This window comes from Paenibacillus sp. URB8-2 (assembly GCF_013393385.1).
GTDB lineage: Bacteria > Bacillota > Bacilli > Paenibacillales > Paenibacillaceae > Paenibacillus_AQ.
The window spans coordinates 3013642-3031908 of the sequence record NZ_AP023239.1 but is presented as its reverse complement, the minus strand read 5'-3'; the positions used below and the strand labels follow the sequence as shown (position 1 = coordinate 3031908).

The following is an 18267-nucleotide window of genomic DNA, read 5'->3' as shown; positions in this document are numbered from 1 at the left end:
AGACATGGAGCATGTTTCAAGAAGAGCGGATCAGCGCCATTACCGATTATTTAAATCAACATCAACGAATTGATATCAAAGAAATTTGCCAACAGTTCGATGTATCCCGCGATACGGCGCGCCGTGATCTGTTAAAGATGGAAGAGCTTGGACTTATTCTCCGTACGCACGGCGGAGCCGTTTTACCCCCCAAAAAACATAAGGAGGTCTACGAGTATAAAGAACGCTTGGGCAGAGAATCCAGTGAAAAACGTGAAATTGGACTTTTCGCAGCTTCCCTCATCAAAAATGGAGATTGTATTCTAATGGATGCCTCCACCACCGTTCAGTACGCTGCGGAAAATATTGCATCCGAGAATATTATTGTCGTTACGAATTCGATTGATATCGCGGATGTGCTTTCCAGAAAAAATTCGGTCAGAACCTACCTGCTTGGAGGTGAGTTAAACCGCCAGCATCGTTTTCTGTATGGCCAATCCACAATCGATAAACTGGCTGATTACCAGGTTGATAAATTGTTTCTTGGCGCATGCGGAATTACTTCCGACGGTTTGACCTACCCGTATGAGGAGGACGGCGTAGTCAAGCGTGAAATGATTAAACGGGCCAAACAAGTTGTTGTATTGGCTGACCACACCAAGTTCGATGATCCTATGTTTTTTAAAATAGCAGGTTTGGAATCCATTGATCTATTAATCACAGACCGCAAGCCGAATAAGGAAATGATGGAGAAACTCAAAGAGTTCCAGGTTGAATTATTAATTGTCTCGGAGGAGGATAATGATGATTAAGCTGATTGTTTCGGATTTGGACGGCACTTTATTGGATCATTCGCGCAGAATCAGCGCAAGCGATTGGACAGCGGTGAAACAAGCCTTTCAAGAAGGGTATGAATTCTGTATTGCATCAGGGAGGATGCACTCGGAAATCAAGATACTCATGGAAGAATTTCATGGCCGTTATTATACGGTCAGCCAGAATGGAGCAACCATTTACAAAAAGGATAAGGAACTTGTGGCTAACTATTTTTTCGAACCGGAAGTCTCATCACAAATCCTTCAATTTTCCTCCAGGCATAATCATTTTGTAAACTTTATTCACTGTACGGACGACTCCTTTTATTTAGAGAAGCGTACTGACGCAACCATTCCCTATGAGTCGCGGATTTTGACTTCCTGCTCGGTGCGCGGAGACTTAGTTTCAGCATTGGAGAACGGGGAAATCAAGAGCTGCAAGTATTCTTTTTTTGGCGATCTTGATAAGCTAATGCTTCTCAATGCCGAATTGCAAAATCAGTTCGCGGGCAAAATCGAATCCTTTATTTCTGAAAGAGACTGCCTGGATGTAATGCCGTTAAACGTTAACAAGGGAGTGGGATTAACATTCATCATGCAGGAGTTGGGACTCAGCCCGAATGAGGTGGCTTGTATTGGGGATTCTTTTAATGATGTATCCATGTTTGCCCTGACTAACCATAGCTTTGCGATGAGAGGCAGCCATGCTGATGTAAAAAAGAAAGCGACAAATGTAATTAATTCTGTAGCTGAAGCGATCGAACAGATCGTCTCCTATAACCGCTCACTTGAAGTAAGATGATGATTTGCAATTATTTGATTATGACGCAAAAAGGAACTGTTCGAAGCTCTTAGCTTTTGGACAGTTCCTTTACTTTTTCGATTGTAACTCCAATCTAATAATTATTATCAATATAGATTGATTCCACATCATTTCTACATATTTTTAAGGTAAAGTGGCATTAATTTAACATTTCAAAATGGAGGGTAAATGATGAAAAAGGGTTTAGCGGTTGTTAGTATCACTTTAGTTTTAAGCGCAGTCTTGGCCGGCTGCCAGATCGGGAATAAAGCGTCTGAACCGGCGGCTGAAGACACCAATAAATCATCCGTTGCTATTCCTTGGGTGGGCACTAAAAATACAACACGGATTAACACATCCGATCCGGTTGAGGCGGCTGTTCTGGTCTCCCGGACCCTCTGGACAGCGGTATCCGACGGCAACAGACCGGCAAGCGTTGTGTTGACGGATGTAAGCAACTGGCAGATTGCAGCCGTGAGCACCGATTTGATTCACCATCCGAGCAATGGCCCAGTTCTTTTCTTCGAGAAGGACAAAGTCCCTGAAGCAACACTGGATGAATTAAAACGTTTGAAGCCGATTGGCGCTGAAAGCAATGACAATATCCAAATCGTGATTGTCGGTCCTGTCTCTGCAAGCGTCGAAGAACAGTTAAAAGGTCTGGATATGAAGACGGACAAGATTGAAGGAGAAGAACCGGCCGCCATAGCCCAAGCGATTGATACGTATTATGCCAAAGTTGCGGGCGAACTGCCGCAGGCCGTTGTGGTTGGATCGATGGACAGTCCGGAATATACGCTGCCTGCGGTGAACTGGATCGCCCATATGCCTGAACCTCTGCTTTATGTTGCGAAGGACGAAATTCCTGCACCGACTGTGGAGGCATTAAAGGAACGCGGAGGCAATGCGGTGATTTATCTTCTTGGACCAGAATCCGCTGTTTCTTCTAACGTGGAAAATGAACTGAAATCCTATGGAACGGTGACCCGCATTTCCGGTGATGATCCGTACGCAAACTCGATTGCCTTTGCTCAGTTTAAAGACAAGAGTACTCAGTTTGGCTGGGGAATCACCACGCCTGGACATAACCTGTCGTTCTTGACTCAGGATTCCACCATGCTTGCCATTGCGGCGGCTCCGTTCTCTCACTTGGGCAAACATGCCCCGTTGATTTTTACCAATAAAGACGGCATGCCGGATTCCGTAATGGAATACACAATGACTCTTCAACCGAAATTCCAGAATTCGCCGGCAGAAGGACCGTACAACCATGCTTGGATAACAGGCGATACGTCGACCATCTCGAACGCCGCGCAAAGTGAAATCGATGACATGCTGGAAATTTCGCCTGCTTCCGGCGGTAATCCGCACACAGGCCATTAATAAATCTCGAATATCCAGGATTTGTTGAAATTAAAAAATGCATATGGTAAGATACCTTTAATTTCATGATTGGAGTTGAAAAGTATAATGTAATTTTTCTTGCTAAGTAAAAATAAAACAAGAAAAGCGATATTTTTCGCATGTTTTATTCTTTATATGCAAGAAAGTTACTATATCTTTTCACTCAAACAATATCCTTATCTGACTCCGCAGCGGGTTGGATTTGCTGTATTTATTTGAGCTACAAGAAAGTAACTTTCTTGTAGCTTTTATATTTTTAACATACAGGAGGATATTTGCATGTCATTAATAAATGTTTCAAATTTGACGTACGCCTATGAGGGCAGTTACGATAACATATTTGAAAACGTAAGTTTTCAAATCGACACCGATTGGAAATTGGGATTTACGGGAAGAAACGGAAGAGGCAAGACAACATTTTTAAATTTATTGCTCGGTAAATATGAATACAGCGGAATGATTTCGGCTAATGTCCAATTTGAATATTTCCCTTTTCATGTCGAAAACAAGGAAAATAATACTCTTGATGTAATCAACGACATTGTTCCGGACTATCTTCACTGGAAATTAATTCGTGAACTCTCATTGCTAAAGGTTTCTGAGGATGTGTTATATCGGCCCTTTGATTCATTGTCGAACGGAGAGCAAACGAAAGTGTTGTTGGCTGCATTATTTCTTAAGGAAAATCGTTTTCTGTTAATTGATGAACCCACTAATCATCTCGACATAAATGCAAGAAGACTTGTCAGTGATTATCTGGATGCCAAGAGCGGATTTATTCTGGTGTCCCACGACAGATCATTTCTTGATAACTGCGTCGATCACATCCTTTCAATCAATAAGACCAATGTAGACATTCAAAAAGGTAATTTCTCCGATTGGTGGGAAAATAAACAGAGACAAGATAACTACGAGCTTGCAGCGAACGATAAGCTAAGAAAGGATATTAAACGCTTATCCGATTCTTCCAAACGAACGGGCAACTGGTCGCACGAAGTCGAAAAAACGAAAAACGGTACCAGAAATTCCGGTTCCAAGGTGGATAAAGGGTATATTGGTCACAAGGCTACAAAAATGATGAAACGCTCTAAAGCTATGGAGCAAAGACAGCAATCTGCGATTGAGGAAAGGTCAAAGCTCCTTAAAAATGTTGAAAGCTCCGACAGCTTGAAGATTTCACAACTTGCTTATCATAAAAGCCAACTTGCTGAACTTGAAAATGTTTCGATTTACTACGGTGAGAAAAAAGTTTGCGCAAATATCAGTTTTACTATTGAGCAAGGGGAGCGAATTGCGCTATCAGGTAAAAACGGCTCCGGAAAATCAAGCATTATCAAACTAATTTGCGGTGAGAATATCAACTATACCGGCACTTTCAGAAAGGGAAGTCAGCTTAAAATATCCTATGTTTCACAGGACACCTCGCATTTACAGGGCAATTTATCGGACTTCGCCAGAATCAATGGAATTGATGAAAGCCTCTTTAAATCTATTCTAAGGAAATTTGATTTTTCCAGAGTACAATTTGACAAGGATATTTCAGCTTTTAGCGGCGGCCAAAAGAAGAAGGTGCTGATTGCAAAAAGTCTTCGTGAGAAGGTTCACTTGCTTATTTGGGATGAACCGCTTAATTTTATTGATATTTTTTCCCGGATGCAGATTGAAGAGTTACTGCTTGAATACTCACCAACCATTCTTTTTGTGGAGCATGACAGTGAATTTTGCAAGAATATTGCCACAAAGATTATAGAACTCTGATAATGAAAACGATGTTCTAGTAGAATGGCCGGCAGATATAATCTGCTGGTCTTTCTGTCATAATGCTATAATTACAAAGATCAATACATATTTCTGGGAAATAGGAGGACTATCAGTGAGTGCTTTATTCGAAATACATAACTTAGCTAAATATAATTGGGATAACGGAGATAAGGCTTCCAAGTATATATTCTCGCGTCTGTCCGCTGAAATCACCGAGCCGGAGCGAATTGCCCTAATTGGTGCTTCAGGACAAGGAAAAAGTACACTGCTGAGGATATTGGCTCTGCTGGACACGCCGGACGAAGGCGACCTGCTTCTCGACGGAGCTTCATTTAAAAATACGAATGTGCGTCTATGGAGAATGGCAGTATCCTATGTTGCACAGCAAGCGGTTATGCTGCCCGGCAGTGTGGAGGATAACTTGCGTATGGTCAGCAAACTGCATGGTCTGGCCTATGATTCTGTACTTGCGGCACAGCTCTTGAAACAGCTTGGACTGGACTATTTGGATCTTGGTAAACAAGCAGCGGATTGTTCAGGAGGAGAAAAGCAGCGGATATCCCTGATCCGATCATTGCTGCTCCGGCCGCGTGTTCTTTTATTGGATGAAATCACGGCTTCTCTTGATATAAATAGTACACAGAAGGTAGAAGAGCTTCTGATGGATTGGCATCATAAAGAGGAAACCTTATTGATGTGGGTTACCCATGATCTGGAGCAAGCCCGCAGAGTTAGTAATAGAACATGGGTGATGGGGAGGGGAGAACTGCAGGATCACAGCAGCGACTCCTTTTTTGCTGAGCCTGTTGCGGTATTGGCGCAAAAATTTATTCAGCCCGTGAAAGGAAGCCTACAGCTATGACATTAACTGCCCTCAGTTTCACGCTGCTTTTTGTTGCAGGGACTATGCTGGTCTCAATTTGGCAAAAGCTTGGCCTGGAGAAGGACATTGCGATTGGCACCATACGGTCAGCGGTTCAGCTTCTGGCGGTTGGATATGTGCTGCAGTTTATTTTTCATACGGGACATATTGTATTTATTATCCTCATTATTTTCTTCATGATCTGCGTAGCCTCGTGGAATGCAGCCAAAAGAGGGAAGGGATTGCCGGGATTGGTCTGGAGAATTGCGCTGGCCGTTTCCGCTTCGGAGATGTTGATGATGGGGATTCTTCTTGGTCTGCATATTGTCAAGGCTACGCCGCAATACATTATTCCGATCAGCGGAATGACGATTGGGAACGCGATGGTGGTCTCAGGGCTATTCATTAATCAGATCAAGCAGGAAATTCGGCGCAGTAAAGGGGAAATCGAGACTCTGCTGTCTCTTGGCGCCACGGCTCAGCAGGCGATGCAGGAGGTCAGGGCAAGGGCTGTGAAATTCAGCATGATTCCTACGATTGACGGCATGAAAACCGTGGGCCTTGTGCAGCTTCCGGGGATGATGACCGGGATGATTATCGCCGGAGCGAATCCGATCGTCGCCGTGCGGTATCAGATTCTGATTGTTTTTTCCTTTACCGCATCCGCCGCGATTACAAGCATGCTGCTCAGTATACTGATTTACCGGCTCTTTTTCACGGCGGATCTCCGGTTGAAGCTGTAATCAAAAAGTCGGACTGCAGGGACTGATCTTGAACATCGATCAGGCACTTGGAAACCGTGAGCATTGAACAAGAAGTTCGGCTGGCCAAACAAGGGGACCGCGAAGCATTTATCCGCCTGATGCGGCAGATTGAACAAGGCCTGTACAACACCGCGCGAGCAATGGTCAAAAAAGACGAGGACATAGCGGACGCGCTGCAGGAAACGATTCTGAAAGCTTATAAGTCGCTGGATACGCTCCGGGAACCCGGATTTTTCAAAACCTGGGTTTATCGGATTCTGATTAATGAATGCAACTCGATTCTAAAAAGGCGTTCACGCAGCGTTACCATGGAGGCACTTCCGGAGACGCAGGACACTTCCGATAACATGGCTTCGGTCGAACTGCGGATGGCCGTTGACAAACTCGAAGATCAGCAGCGGATCGTCGTAGTCCTATACTATTACCAGGATATGCCGCTTAAACAGGTGGCGGATATGCTGCAAATTTCGGAAAGTGCAGTAAAAACGAGACTATACCGGGCAAGAAAGACACTGTTTGCTGCAAGACGGCCAAGCATCCTCTCGTTAGCTGCTAGTTGATTCAAGATACGCCTGGAAAGTCAATAAGAAGTCTGCGAATCAAGTTCATGCGATTTGCAGGCTTCTTTTTTTGTTCCCATACATGACAGCACCGATAAGTCCAACGATTCAACGAATGCCTATAACATTAATAGGCTGATTAACATAATTTACTACCAGACCACTTGAAAGGAGTTGCTACTTTGAACAACATTCCTGTTAAAGGATACTTTCTTAACCGAAGGGAGTCTTGCAACGAGCATTCCCATGATGTTTACATTACTTCCTGGGACGGTCGCCCCGTTTATCACGTTCACCCTTTTTCGGGTGTGACCTCTTATGATGATGGACATGTACATCAATATGCGGGTGTTACCGAGCCTGCTCCAACAGGTGTCCCTCATGTTCATCGTTATTTTACTATGACGTCGGTGAACCAGGGGCATACACATGTCATCCAAGGGGTAACAGGTCCGGCAATTGATGTTCCGGGTGGCGGGCATATCCATTACTTTGAAGGAGTTACGACTGTAAATGGTATGAGACCGCATACGCATCATTACAAAGGCGGTACGGGTAAGGAAAGCTAATCTGAATCGCTGAAACACCGCCGCAGCGCATTAGTTCAATTGACCGCCAAAGAGCTGCCGTATCAACCGGCAGCTCTTTGGATATAAAGATGTAAATTTAACTCAGGAAGGGAACTTCTGGGCAAGCTGAATTCTCTTTGTAATTCCAAGCTTGGAGTAGATTGAGTTGAGATGTTTTTTTACGGTGATTTCCGAAATAAAGAGACTTTTCGCCACCTCCGAATTGGAGCATCCGGCGAGGACCAGCCTTACGACTTCCTTCTCCCGTTTGGTCAACAGCGGATCACCGTCCACGGCCGATTCCGTAACTTCCGCTTGGGCGGGTTCGGCTGGAGCCGCCGCCTTCTTATAATCATTCCCCTGCCACTCCAGACCCGCGCGGTAAAATAACCTCTCAAGGAAATCCTGAAGCTTCCCGCCCCTTGTATCTACGGCGTAAGTGTGTGTCGGAGTGACTCCGTCATAATTCAAGTGGGTGGCTCCTTTAACCGTATGGAAGCCGAAGCCTAGGTACACCTTCCTGCTAATTTCGCTATCATAAGGCGAACTTACGAGAATTCCTCCCCGGAACATATAGGAATAAATCAAATAAATGCCTGCCGTCCGAATCGCTGGGTTAAGCAGATCGGAGTAATACGTGCAGCGCATAAACCATCCTGCTGGCCGGTCGGGTAGCGTTCTCAGTTTGTCTTTTTCTTCAAGGGACAGGGAGGCTAGATACGGTGAACACAACGGGTCGCTTTCCAGCCATAAAAGTGTGCCCGAGTGGATCGGGATAACGACGAATAGAGCGGCCGCTCGGCCACACTCATTGCGCAAAAGCTTGATCGAAGACGGGTCGAGGGCAAAGACCTCAGTTAAGTCCACCGGTTTGATATGCTTGCGAATTTCGTCGGCGCTGTATTCAATGGCATAAGAGGTTCCCGTTTCGGGATCGACACCAACCCCGCTGATTGGCTCAATATGATTTTCCCTCCAGTTCGCAAAAGCGGCGGCGTCCGCAAGAGTAGACGGTGTAACCGTTTCCCAATAATAGGCCCGCTGTTGCTCTTGTCCGGACATAAGCGCCCTTGCCACCTCAATGCCGGTATACCGGAACAATTCAGCGACTTCCCAATCTTTTTCCGTATACGGCGCGGCTAACAGCGAATTGGCATAATACTGGGCTGCGCGCTGCTTGAGCCGTTTAAACAAGCCGGGAGTCCGGTTTTGCAGCCGCAAACGAATGTACTCGCGCAATAAATCGTGAAGCTGCCAGCCTCGCTCAGACTTGCGGACAAAGGAGAGGGAGATCAGCCGGTTAAACGCTTTGGAGGATACCTCTTCATCCATGATAAATGACAGGAGCTCATGATGGAAAATATGCAGAAGCGAAGCGGCATTCAGCAGTTTTCTTAATTCGGGGTCTGGAACCTCCCGCAGCCACAGCTCTATGACATCGTCAAAATAATCGCTTCCAAAGGCCGGACTTGAGGGAGAGTAAGCGGCTGCGGCCAGAGAAAGGGAGAGAGGGTGTCCTTTGGTACGGTTCGAGAGCTCGGCCACAAGTTCCGGATTATGGATGCCGCATCTCTGTAAATATTCGCTGCAATCCGCCGGGTTTAAATAATTCAGTTCAAGTTGGCAAATGCGCTCCCGCAAGGCCGGGGATACAATCCATCTTCCCTTGAGCGGAAGCCTTCCGGCAAATAATAGAAGTGTTCTCTTCGAGAGCTTTGGAAAAAAGATATCCCGCAGCCAGGATTCCAGCTCCGGCATTTCCTCAAAGGTGTCAAAGGCAAGGACAAGCCTGTGCTTCAAAGTTAAACCATGAATGAGATTCATCAGTCCGTCCAGATGAACGGGCGCCGAATGTGCGGACGTTGAAACCAGTGAAAGATGTCTGAATATCGCTTCGATAAGCCCATATTCCGTATGTATGAAATCATTGCTGTCGATCAGGACGAAATGGGCATCCATTTGCTTGGACCATGAACGGCACAGCCGCAGATAAGTGCTCTTGCCAATCCCTCCGGTGCCATACACGTGCAGGATTCGGCTTGACTGGTCACATTCCAGCTGCAGAAGATGTGTAAAGGTTCCTGATTCCGTGTTTCGGCCTACAACAAATTCCAGTTCTCTTTCCTCAATGCCGCTTAGTTCGACGGTCAATCCCCACTCACCACCCTGTAATTCCTTATATATCCAGTATAGCAGAAAAAACCAATTCCTTCGAAAGTATATTATCCAAAAGGATAATATTTCTTATTTAAAAATTATGATATCTTTTCTCTGGCAAAAAAATGAAGCATCGTTATCGAAGGAGGATTTCAAGCCCATATGGCGATTGTCAAAAATGCATGTACCATTAAAGGCATCATCCAACTGACGAACGGAAAACCCGCTAAGACTGTCAAAGTGACCGCCTATAACAGGAAATTCAGAAGCGAAAGCAAGCTCGGAGAAGGTTGGACGGACGATGAGGGGCATTATGAAATCTCCTACCCAGCGCTGCTCGGCAACGATGTCAATCTCTTGGTCCGGTTGGATGGGCCTGATGGAAGACACGCAGCGGAATCCCAGGTGCGCTTCCAGGCGGGGCCGGAGGAAGTCGTCAATTTAACCGTCGATCTTAAACAGGATGAGCGGCTGTCGGAGTATGAACAGCTCTTGGCCAGCTTGTCGGGACCGCTGCAAAACGTTCAGCCGGGCAGTTTGAGCGAAGAGGATCTTCTGTATTTGTCAAAAGAAACCAAAGTGGACCCGGAACCGATCCGGCATTATGTGCGGGCATGGACCGCGGCCAAGAAGCTTAGCCTGCCGGACGCGCTGCTCTATGGCTTGTCCCGGAAAGAGATTCCTTTGGAGCTATCGGGGCTCTTATCCACCCCGGGAGAGAAGCTGCGCGCCGCTTTGGAATCGGCGGAAGATGAGGGATTGATCCCGTCAATGTCGAGGGAGGCGATTACGGCGTTTCTTGAGAAGCTGCCGGAGCTTCTGTTAACCGGCGCCGAAGCGGGCCAAACGCTAAGGGCCGGAGTCAATGAAGGCAGACTGGAGGAATTCCTGAAGGCGGCCGTTCTGGGTACGGCAGCGCAGAGAAGACTCGCCGAGCTTGTCCTCGGACATACGGGCGACCCGGTGTCGTTATGGTCCTTGCTGAAGGAGGATTCCGAGTTGTCAGGTCATGCGGACAGAATCCGGCTGGTCCTGCAGCTGAAAGCCTTGACTCAGGGGGATTTGCCTCTGGTGAATGCCATTTTGAGCAAGCTCGATGGAGGGAATCCAAACCATCCGGCGGATCTGCGCGAGCTCGCCTTATGGAGCGGGGAAGTCTGGGAAACGCTGCTCGATCGGGAAGAAATTGAAGTGGCTGATCCGGAGCAAATTGCCCTGTTTAAGCCCGCAGCGGCAGAAACGGTAGGCCAAATCGTAAAGGTCCTGGATCAAGTGTTCCCGACGCTGGCCGTTGTGCGGCAGCTAAGGGCCGATGACAACTTTGAGCTGCGGGATGAAGTGCTGGAATTCATGCAGATCCACACGGATTTTGATTTGAAGACATCGTCTGTGGATAAGTTCATGAAGCACGCGTGGAGTGGAGAGCAGCAGCGGGGGATAACGGACCGGAGCGGACCAGAGGCGGACAGCCGACTGACCAACCGGCTGAAAAGCATGCAGCGCATTTTCCGCCTATCACCCTCCTATGAACCGATGAAGGCGCTCTTGGAGGATGGAATCCACTCTTCGCTTGGGATTGCCCGGCATAGCCGAGAGTCGTTTATATCCGGCTATGCGGATAAGGTTGGGGGAGAGGGTGCCGCCGGGGAGATTTACAACAAAGCCGTATCCGTAACCTCGACGGCTCTGGCTGTATTTGGGCAGATCCAGGAAGCGGCCCGGTCTGTGCAATTTAGCGCCACCACAGCCAATTCGGCTGAAGCCAAGGCTTTGACCGCATCGCTTCCGGATTGGAGCGAGATGTTCGGAGAACTGGAATGGTGCGATTGCGAGCATTGCCGTACCGTATACAGCCCGGCAGCCTATCTGGTCGATCTGCTTCAAATGCTGTCCAAGACGCCATCGGCAGGGGGCACAGCCCTTCAAACGCTGCTTGATCGCCGTCCCGATATCGGGCAGCTGGAACTGTCCTGCGAGAATACCAATATCACGCTGCCCTATATTGATTTGGTCAATGAGCTGCTGGAGAATGCCGTATCACCGGAAACGGCAGTTCCAGCGGCCCAGACAACCGGTACCAGCGAAGAGCTCGGCGCCCAGCCGCAGTACGTGAATGCAGGCGCTTATAATCGGCTTTCTCAGAAGGTATATCCGTTCAGCCTGCCGTTTTCCCTGTGGCATGAAGAGTCCCGCGTCTATTTGGAGCAAATGAATGTGCCCCGCGTGAAGCTAATGGAAGCCTTCCGGCCCTTGAACGCATCCGCGGAAATCCCCGGCACGGAGCTGGCTATCGCGGTTGAAACGCTGAAGCTTTATCCTTCGGAATGCAGCATCATCACCGGGCTTCGTCCCGAGGGCAAGCCACTCCATTACATGTATGGTTTTGCGGAGAGCAACGTCGGGCTTGAAACGTGGGTTCAGGCGATGAGCAGGGCCTCTCTGTTATTGGAACGAACAGGGGTGTCCTTTGCAGAACTGGAAGAGTTGCTGACCACATCCTTAATCAACCCTGCCGGCGAGCTGAGCCTTAGTATGGGCGCGTCCGCTTGTTCGATTGAGTCGGCAGTTGTGGTGAATATGTCTGAAGGTTCGCTCGAACGCATTCACCGGTTCGTCCGGCTGCTCCGTAAGCTGAAGCACTGGTCGATCAGCCACCTGGACCATATGCTGTCCGCGCTTGGCGGACAATTATTGAATGAGAACTTTATTATCCGGCTGTCTGAAGTATTCCGTCTGGCGGACGAACTGCAGGTTCCTGCGCAGCAGTTGGTCTATTGGTGGGGAAGCATCGAAACCATTTCGGGTCAAGGGCAATCCGCAAGCCTGTATGAGCGTTTATTTCTGAACAAAACGGTGGCGCAGCCGGTGGATCAAGCTTTCCTGCTGCGGGAGCCGGAACGGGATGAATTGGCCGATACGACCGGCTACCTGGAGGATCACCAGTCGACGCTGCTTGCCGCCTTTCACTTGTCAGGCGATGAGCTTCGTTCGCTCGCGGATCTGGTTTTGCCGGATGACCGGCTGACGCTAGGCAATTTGTCGCTGCTGTACGCACATACCGAGCTGGCCAAGGCCTTGGGACTCTCCATCGCCGATTACACGGGCTGGCTCAAACTTATTCCCGTGACTCCTTTCACCGGTGGAGCCTACAGCGTTCAAAACACGGCCAGGTTTGTTCGTTTGAGCCGGCATGTTGCCGATGCGGGCTTTTCCGCCGGAGAGCTGTTGTACATCCTCCGTCATGAGGGAGTGGAAGCAGCGCCTTCCGAGCCGGAGATTTTGGAACTGCTGACGGCCATTCGCAGCGAACTGAGCGAAATTGCGGGAGAAACCGATTCCCCCGAGAGTGTGGAAGGGTTAAGTCAATCGGCGGTAATCAGACGGCTCAGCGAATTTACGCAGTTGAATGCAGGGCTCATCCTTAAGCTGACGACGGCTTGCCTGACGGTCCCCTTGGCTCCCGAGATCCCGCTGCTGGTAGCCTTCGTTGACCCGGCATTCATCAGCAGTGCGGAGCCTTTGACCAAAGAAGCATTCTTCGGGCTGTTCCAGTCGGTCATGAAGCTGGCGAAAGCCGCTTCCCTGGTCCAAAAGCTCGGACTTCAGGATGAAGAGGTGAATTTCTTCATTGCCAAGTCCGGCAGCCCTGGATGGCCGGATTGGGATGCCATACCGGCAGAGCCGACCGTTTTACTGTTCCTGGACGCCGGTACAATCGCCAGAATCAAGCAGCTCATTGAATGGCGGGACCGTTATGCTTCCGGCAGCAGCGCCTGGACGAAGCTGTTTGAGCTGGTAGACAGCCGTTCATCGGAACCGGAAGTGCCGGATGAGCTGTTTTCCGGATTGGCGGAGCTAACGGGTTGGAAGACGGACGACATCAAGGCGTGGGCGGGGCTGCATCTGCTTCACCTTAAATACCCGCAGGATTACCGGGATGAGCGGTGGCTCCTCAGACTTGCCGAAGGTTTATCTTTGATGGAAAGACTCAATGTTTCTCCTGTCGAAGCGAAGCGATGGACGGTTTCCAGCATAAGCAGCCACGAGACCCTGAGCATCCGGCGGGTATTGAAAGCCAAATACGACGAGCAGCAATGGCTGTCCGTCGCCAAATCGCTGAAAAACCGCTTGCGTGAACAGCAGCGCTCGGCGCTGACCGCATATCTCAAGCATGATTTTTATTACACCAAACGGACCGAGGATTTGTTCGCTTACTTTCTGATCGACGTCGAAATGGGCGCCATGCAGGAAACGTCCCGGATCAAGCAGGCCATTTCATCGGTTCAGTTGTTTGTGCAGCGCTGCCTGATGAATCTGGAGCCGGAGGTTCACTTGTCGCACGAGGCTGCGGAAGACTGGAAGAAAATCCGGAACTACCGGATTTGGGAAGCCAACCGGAAGATATTCCTGTATCCGGAGAACTGGCTGGAGCCGGAGCTGCGCGATAATAAGTCTCCATTTTTCACCGAGCTGCAAAAAGAGTTCATGGACAACGAAGCAAAGCTCGAGCGGGCGGAAGCCTCCTTTATGAATTACATGGAGAAGCTGGATCAGGTGTCCCGGCTCGATATCGCTGCCATGTACCATCAATATGAGGATCACGGAAACGGAATATTCACGGATATTCTTCATGTGTTCGGACGAACGCAGAACAGTCCGCATATTTACTACTACCGCAGGTTTGAGAACAGCTTGTCATGGACCGCCTGGGAGAAGGTCGAAACGGACATTGAAGGGGAACATCTTATTCCGGTTTTGTACAAAAGCCGGCTCTACCTCTTCTGGCCGATCTTCAAGGAACAGGCCAAAACGCCGGATGTGCTAAATCCATCGGGGGAGAAGCCGAAAAAGTTCCTGCAGGTCGGGCTGGCCTGGAGCGAATACCGTTTCGGAAGCTGGTCCCCCAAGACGGTGACGAATGCCAATCTGGATATGACGCAGCAGTACAATAAGGAAAATATCGCTTTTCACTCCTATATTGACGAGGAGAACCGCTTGTTTATCGAAGCCATCATCCACTATAACGGGTATTCCCTGTATTCAAGGCTGTTCTATTTTAAGCTGAACAACCCGGATGGCCGAGTAAATGTGTATCCGGTATATTCCGGCTTGTTGGGCAAACGTTACCCTCTCCCGGATGCCACGGATGTATACAACAATGCCATCAGCCCTTTTAACGAAGGCTCGGGCCGTGTCGTCATCCCCATTGATAACAATAACGGCGGCTACAGAAGAGAGGATACCGTATATCACAGCGACAGCTTTAAAATCGTCTTCCCTCAAAACAACCTGTGGTTTGATGGCAGCCGTCCCTTCTTTTATCAGGATGCGAAGCGGGTGTTGTTCGTGACGTCAACGCCGTACAAAACGTCCTTGCTCGAATATAACAGGCTAATGGCAGGCGGGTTCGGACTCTCGCTGACTTCGCCCTACGGGGGCAGCTATCTTTTGTACCATACGGCATTTCATCCTTACGTAACTGCCTTTGTGGAGAAGCTGAACAATGTGGGGATTGACGGCCTGCTCAGCGCTCAAACCCAGAGCATGGAGGAGGAGTTCTTTGAAGCGGAGTATCAACCGTTGACCGAAACGGACGTGTATGGCAATACCGGGTGCATCAGCCGTCCGTATCCAAAGGAAAATGTGGATTTTTCCGTATATGGACCATACTCCGTATACAACTGGGAAATCTTTTTTCACACGCCTCTGCTTCTGGCCGACCGGCTCAGCAAAAATCAGCAATTTGAAGAAGCCCAGCGGTGGTTCCACTATATCTTTGACCCGACGGATTCTTCGCCGGAGACCAAAGGATACTGGAAGCTGCTGCCGTTCCGGCAAAATGACGCGGCAACTACCCTGCGGGAGTATATGATGCTTCTCCACTATCAGGGGACGGACCCGGAGACGTTGAACCGGAAGCTGGAGTTCGAGAAGCTGATTGCCGCTTGGAAGAGCAATCCGTTCAACCCGCATCTGATTGCCCGCATCCGGATTTCTTCTTACCAGAAGCTTGTGGTTATGAAATATCTGGATAACCTGATCGCTTGGGCTGACCAGTTGTTCCGTCAAGACACGATTGAAGCGATAAATGAAGCGACGCAGCTGTACCTCCTTGCCGGAGAACTGCTCGGTGAACGCCCGCGTTCCGGAAGCGATCGTTCCCGTATAGAAAGCAAATCCTATTTGGACCTGCAGCCTGAACTGGATTCGTTCTCCAATGCTCTTGTTCAACTGGAGAATTGGATGCCAAGCGCTTCTTTCACATTTGGCGGGAATAGATTGGACGCCGGGCTGCTGTCGCTCGGAAGTGCCTTGTATTTCAGTATTCCGCCGAACGATAAATTGCTGGGCTATTGGGACACCGTTGCCGACAGGCTCTATAAAATCCGCAACAGCATGAGCATTGACGGAACGGTCAGACAAATGTCCTTGTTCCAGTCGCCTGTGGACCCGGGATTATTGACCCGGGCGGCATCGGCCGGGCTGGACGCCGGCAGCGTCATCCATGAAGTGAACGCCAAGCTTCCTGAGTACCGGTACCAAACCATGGCGCACAAAGCGGAAGAGCTTTGCGGGGAAGTGAAGGCTTTTGGCTCCGCGCTGCTGGGCGCCCTGGAGAAGCGGGACTCCGAGAAGCTGTCGATTCTCCGCTCCAGCCATGAGGTTTCCTTGCATCAGGCGGTGATCGATATCAAGCGGAAGCAGGCGGCGGAGAGCCGGGAGTCGCTCGAAGCGCTGTACCGACAACAGGAGATGGTGAGAGAGAGAGAGCTGTATTATAAGGAACAGCCCTACACCATCCAACTGGAAGATGAACAATTGCTGAAGCTGGAGGAGGCCAATAAGCGGTCCGAGCAAATCATGCATTATGAAATCGCCGCACAGCTCGCTTCCCAAATTCCGAACGTCACGATCGGTATGTCCGGCGTCGCGAGTCCTGTCCTTACGGCGCAGCTAGGAGGAGTTAACTTTTCTACCGGTCTGCAAGCTTTCGCCCGTTACCTCAATCACTTATCCAATCAGGATAACTATAAAGCCGGACGCAGCGGAACCATTGCCGGATATGAGCGCCGAAATATGGAATGGAAGCATCAGGCACTCATGGCCAGAATGGAGCTTGCACAGCTGGAAAAACAGATCGTTGCCGCGGAAATCCGGTTGTCCATTACGGAAAAGGAGCTGAAAAACCAAGAGCTTCAAGCGCGCAATACGATGGAAGTCCATAAGGCGATGCAGAGCAAATTTACCAATTCGGAGCTGTATGACTGGATGGTTGCCCAGACCTCCGCATTGTTTTTCCAGAGCTATCAATTCGCCTACGATACGGCCAAACGCGCGGAACGGGCCTTCCAATTTGAACTCGGAACGGATAAAACGTATATCAAATTCGGTCACTGGGACAGCATGAAAAAAGGTCTCCTGACGGGCGAACGGCTGATGGGCGATTTGAAGCGGCTCAGCCTGGCCTACCTGGAGCTGAACAAGCGCGAATATGAGTTAACGAAGCACATTTCGGTTGCCCTGCTTGATCCAATCGCTTTGGTTCAGCTCAAGGAGACCGGCGAATGTTATCTCGAGCTCCCGGAACGACTTCTCGATATGGATTATCCGGGTCATTACATGAGAAGAATCAAGTCGGTCGGCATTTCCATTCCTTGCGTGACCGGTCCTTACACCAGCGTCAACTGTACGTTGACCCTGCTTCAGAGCTCCATCCGCAAGAGCGCTCAGCTGATCGGCGGGAAATATGGACGCCAGTCGACCGAGGATGGGCGTTTTCTTGATCAATACGGGATCAATCAAGCCATTACAACAAGCAGCGCTCAGAATGACAGCGGCTTGTTTGAAACGAATCTTCGGGATGAGCGGTACCTCCCGTTTGAAGGAGCCGGCGCGGTCAGCCGCTGGAAGCTGGCCCTGCCGAAGGCATGCAACAGCTTTGATACCGAAACGATTGCCGATGTGGTCCTTCATCTCAGGTACACGGCGAGAGAAGGCGGAGAGGGGCTGAAGACGGCCGTGATGAATGAGGTTGTCGAGGCTGCGATGCAGAATAATCGCGTGCTGCTGTTGTCCGGTCGGACCCAGTTCCCGGCGGAATGGCATCGCTTCTTGCACCCGGCGGAAGCGCAGGATGGGCAGCGCTTCGAGATCCGCCTCGCTGATCAGGTTCTTCCTTACCGGCAAAGAGGGAAGACGGTCGAGATCTCGGACGTGGAACTGTTCGTGAAGTGGAAGGATGATGCGAGAGTCTACGGAGAAGGCCGTCCGCTGCGGCTCGGGGTGTATGCGCCGAACCGGACCGATATGCAGTCAACCGAGTTGTTAAGCGATCCGGCGTTCGGCGGCGTCCCGCACGGCCGGGTGGAAGGAACGGCTTCCGGTCTTGGCCAGTGGATCATTGCGGCGTCCGAAGAGGACATTGCCGGGCTGGCAGAGACTTATCGGGTCAAGGTAACTGATGGCAGCGTGACCCATGAACGGCTGAACAGCAAGATGATTGAAGATTTGTGGCTTGTCATTCACTACAACGCCAAATAACTTTGCAGCAGTACAAGACATGCGGGGCGGCCCTATGATGGACCGCTTCGCAT

Annotated in this window: 10 protein-coding genes; 9 read left to right on the top strand and 1 reads right to left on the bottom strand. The window is 49.5% G+C overall.

Annotated elements, in window-relative coordinates; all coding sequences use genetic code 11:
- Positions 1-11 precede the first annotated feature (11 nt).
- From PUR_RS13840 to PUR_RS13805, 8 genes are all read left to right on the top strand, one after another.
- On the top strand, positions 12-791 hold the full coding sequence (locus tag PUR_RS13840; protein WP_179035747.1) for a DeoR/GlpR family DNA-binding transcription regulator: 780 nt from the start codon (positions 12-14) through the stop codon (positions 789-791).
- Positions 781-1596: a Cof-type HAD-IIB family hydrolase gene (locus PUR_RS13835; RefSeq protein WP_232101498.1), complete on the top strand. Its 816-nt coding sequence runs from the start codon at positions 781-783 to the stop codon at positions 1594-1596. Before PUR_RS13840 ends, PUR_RS13835 begins: the two co-directional genes overlap by 11 nt.
- Positions 1597-1788: 192 nt before the next feature.
- Positions 1789-2979 carry a cell wall-binding repeat-containing protein gene (locus PUR_RS13830; RefSeq protein ID WP_179035745.1) on the top strand — a complete coding sequence of 397 codons (1191 nt, stop codon included), beginning with the start codon at positions 1789-1791 and terminating at the stop codon, positions 2977-2979.
- Between the two features lie 300 nt (positions 2980-3279).
- Positions 3280-4758, top strand: coding sequence for an Lsa family ABC-F type ribosomal protection protein (locus PUR_RS13825; protein ID WP_179035744.1), 1479 nt, complete (start codon positions 3280-3282; stop codon positions 4756-4758).
- 115 nt (positions 4759-4873) lie between these two features.
- Positions 4874-5623: an ABC transporter ATP-binding protein gene (locus PUR_RS13820; protein ID WP_179035743.1), complete on the top strand. Its 750-nt coding sequence runs from the start codon at positions 4874-4876 to the stop codon at positions 5621-5623.
- A complete protein-coding gene (locus PUR_RS13815) occupies positions 5620-6366 on the top strand; it encodes an ABC transporter permease (RefSeq protein ID WP_179035742.1) in 747 nt (248 codons plus the stop codon). Before PUR_RS13820 ends, PUR_RS13815 begins: the two co-directional genes overlap by 4 nt.
- A gap of 56 nt (positions 6367-6422) precedes the next feature.
- Entirely contained in the window at positions 6423-6947 is a 525-nt protein-coding gene (locus PUR_RS13810; protein ID WP_179035741.1) for a sigma-70 family RNA polymerase sigma factor, read from the top strand.
- 182 nt (positions 6948-7129) lie between these two features.
- Positions 7130-7516 carry a YmaF family protein gene (locus tag PUR_RS13805; RefSeq protein WP_179035740.1) on the top strand — a complete coding sequence of 129 codons (387 nt, stop codon included), beginning with the start codon at positions 7130-7132 and terminating at the stop codon, positions 7514-7516.
- A 102-nt stretch (positions 7517-7618) separates the two neighbouring features.
- Here PUR_RS13805 and PUR_RS13800 read toward each other — a convergent pair whose 3' ends face one another.
- The gene (locus PUR_RS13800) at positions 7619-9667 is read right to left on the bottom strand and encodes a LuxR C-terminal-related transcriptional regulator (RefSeq protein WP_179035739.1); all 2049 of its coding nucleotides are present in this window, start codon (positions 9665-9667) and stop codon (positions 7619-7621) included.
- 168 nt (positions 9668-9835) lie between these two features.
- Here PUR_RS13800 and PUR_RS13795 point away from each other — a divergent pair, with 168 nt between their 5' ends.
- On the top strand, positions 9836-18214 hold the full coding sequence (locus PUR_RS13795; RefSeq protein ID WP_179035738.1) for a Tc toxin subunit A-related protein: 8379 nt from the start codon (positions 9836-9838) through the stop codon (positions 18212-18214).
- The last annotated feature ends 53 nt before the right edge of the window (positions 18215-18267 follow it).

Excerpts from the sequence above, each read along its gene's own strand:
- PUR_RS13840 (WP_179035747.1), top strand. The coding sequence starts at position 12 with ATGTTTCAAGAAGAGCGGATCAGCGCCATTACCGATTATTTAAATCAA.
- PUR_RS13835 (WP_232101498.1), top strand. The coding sequence starts at position 781 with ATGATGATTAAGCTGATTGTTTCGGATTTGGACGGCACTTTATTGGAT.
- PUR_RS13830 (WP_179035745.1), top strand. The coding sequence starts at position 1,789 with ATGAAAAAGGGTTTAGCGGTTGTTAGTATCACTTTAGTTTTAAGCGCA.
- PUR_RS13825 (WP_179035744.1), top strand. The coding sequence starts at position 3,280 with ATGTCATTAATAAATGTTTCAAATTTGACGTACGCCTATGAGGGCAGT.
- PUR_RS13815 (WP_179035742.1), top strand. The coding sequence starts at position 5,620 with ATGACATTAACTGCCCTCAGTTTCACGCTGCTTTTTGTTGCAGGGACT.
- PUR_RS13795 (WP_179035738.1), top strand. The coding sequence starts at position 9,836 with ATGGCGATTGTCAAAAATGCATGTACCATTAAAGGCATCATCCAACTG.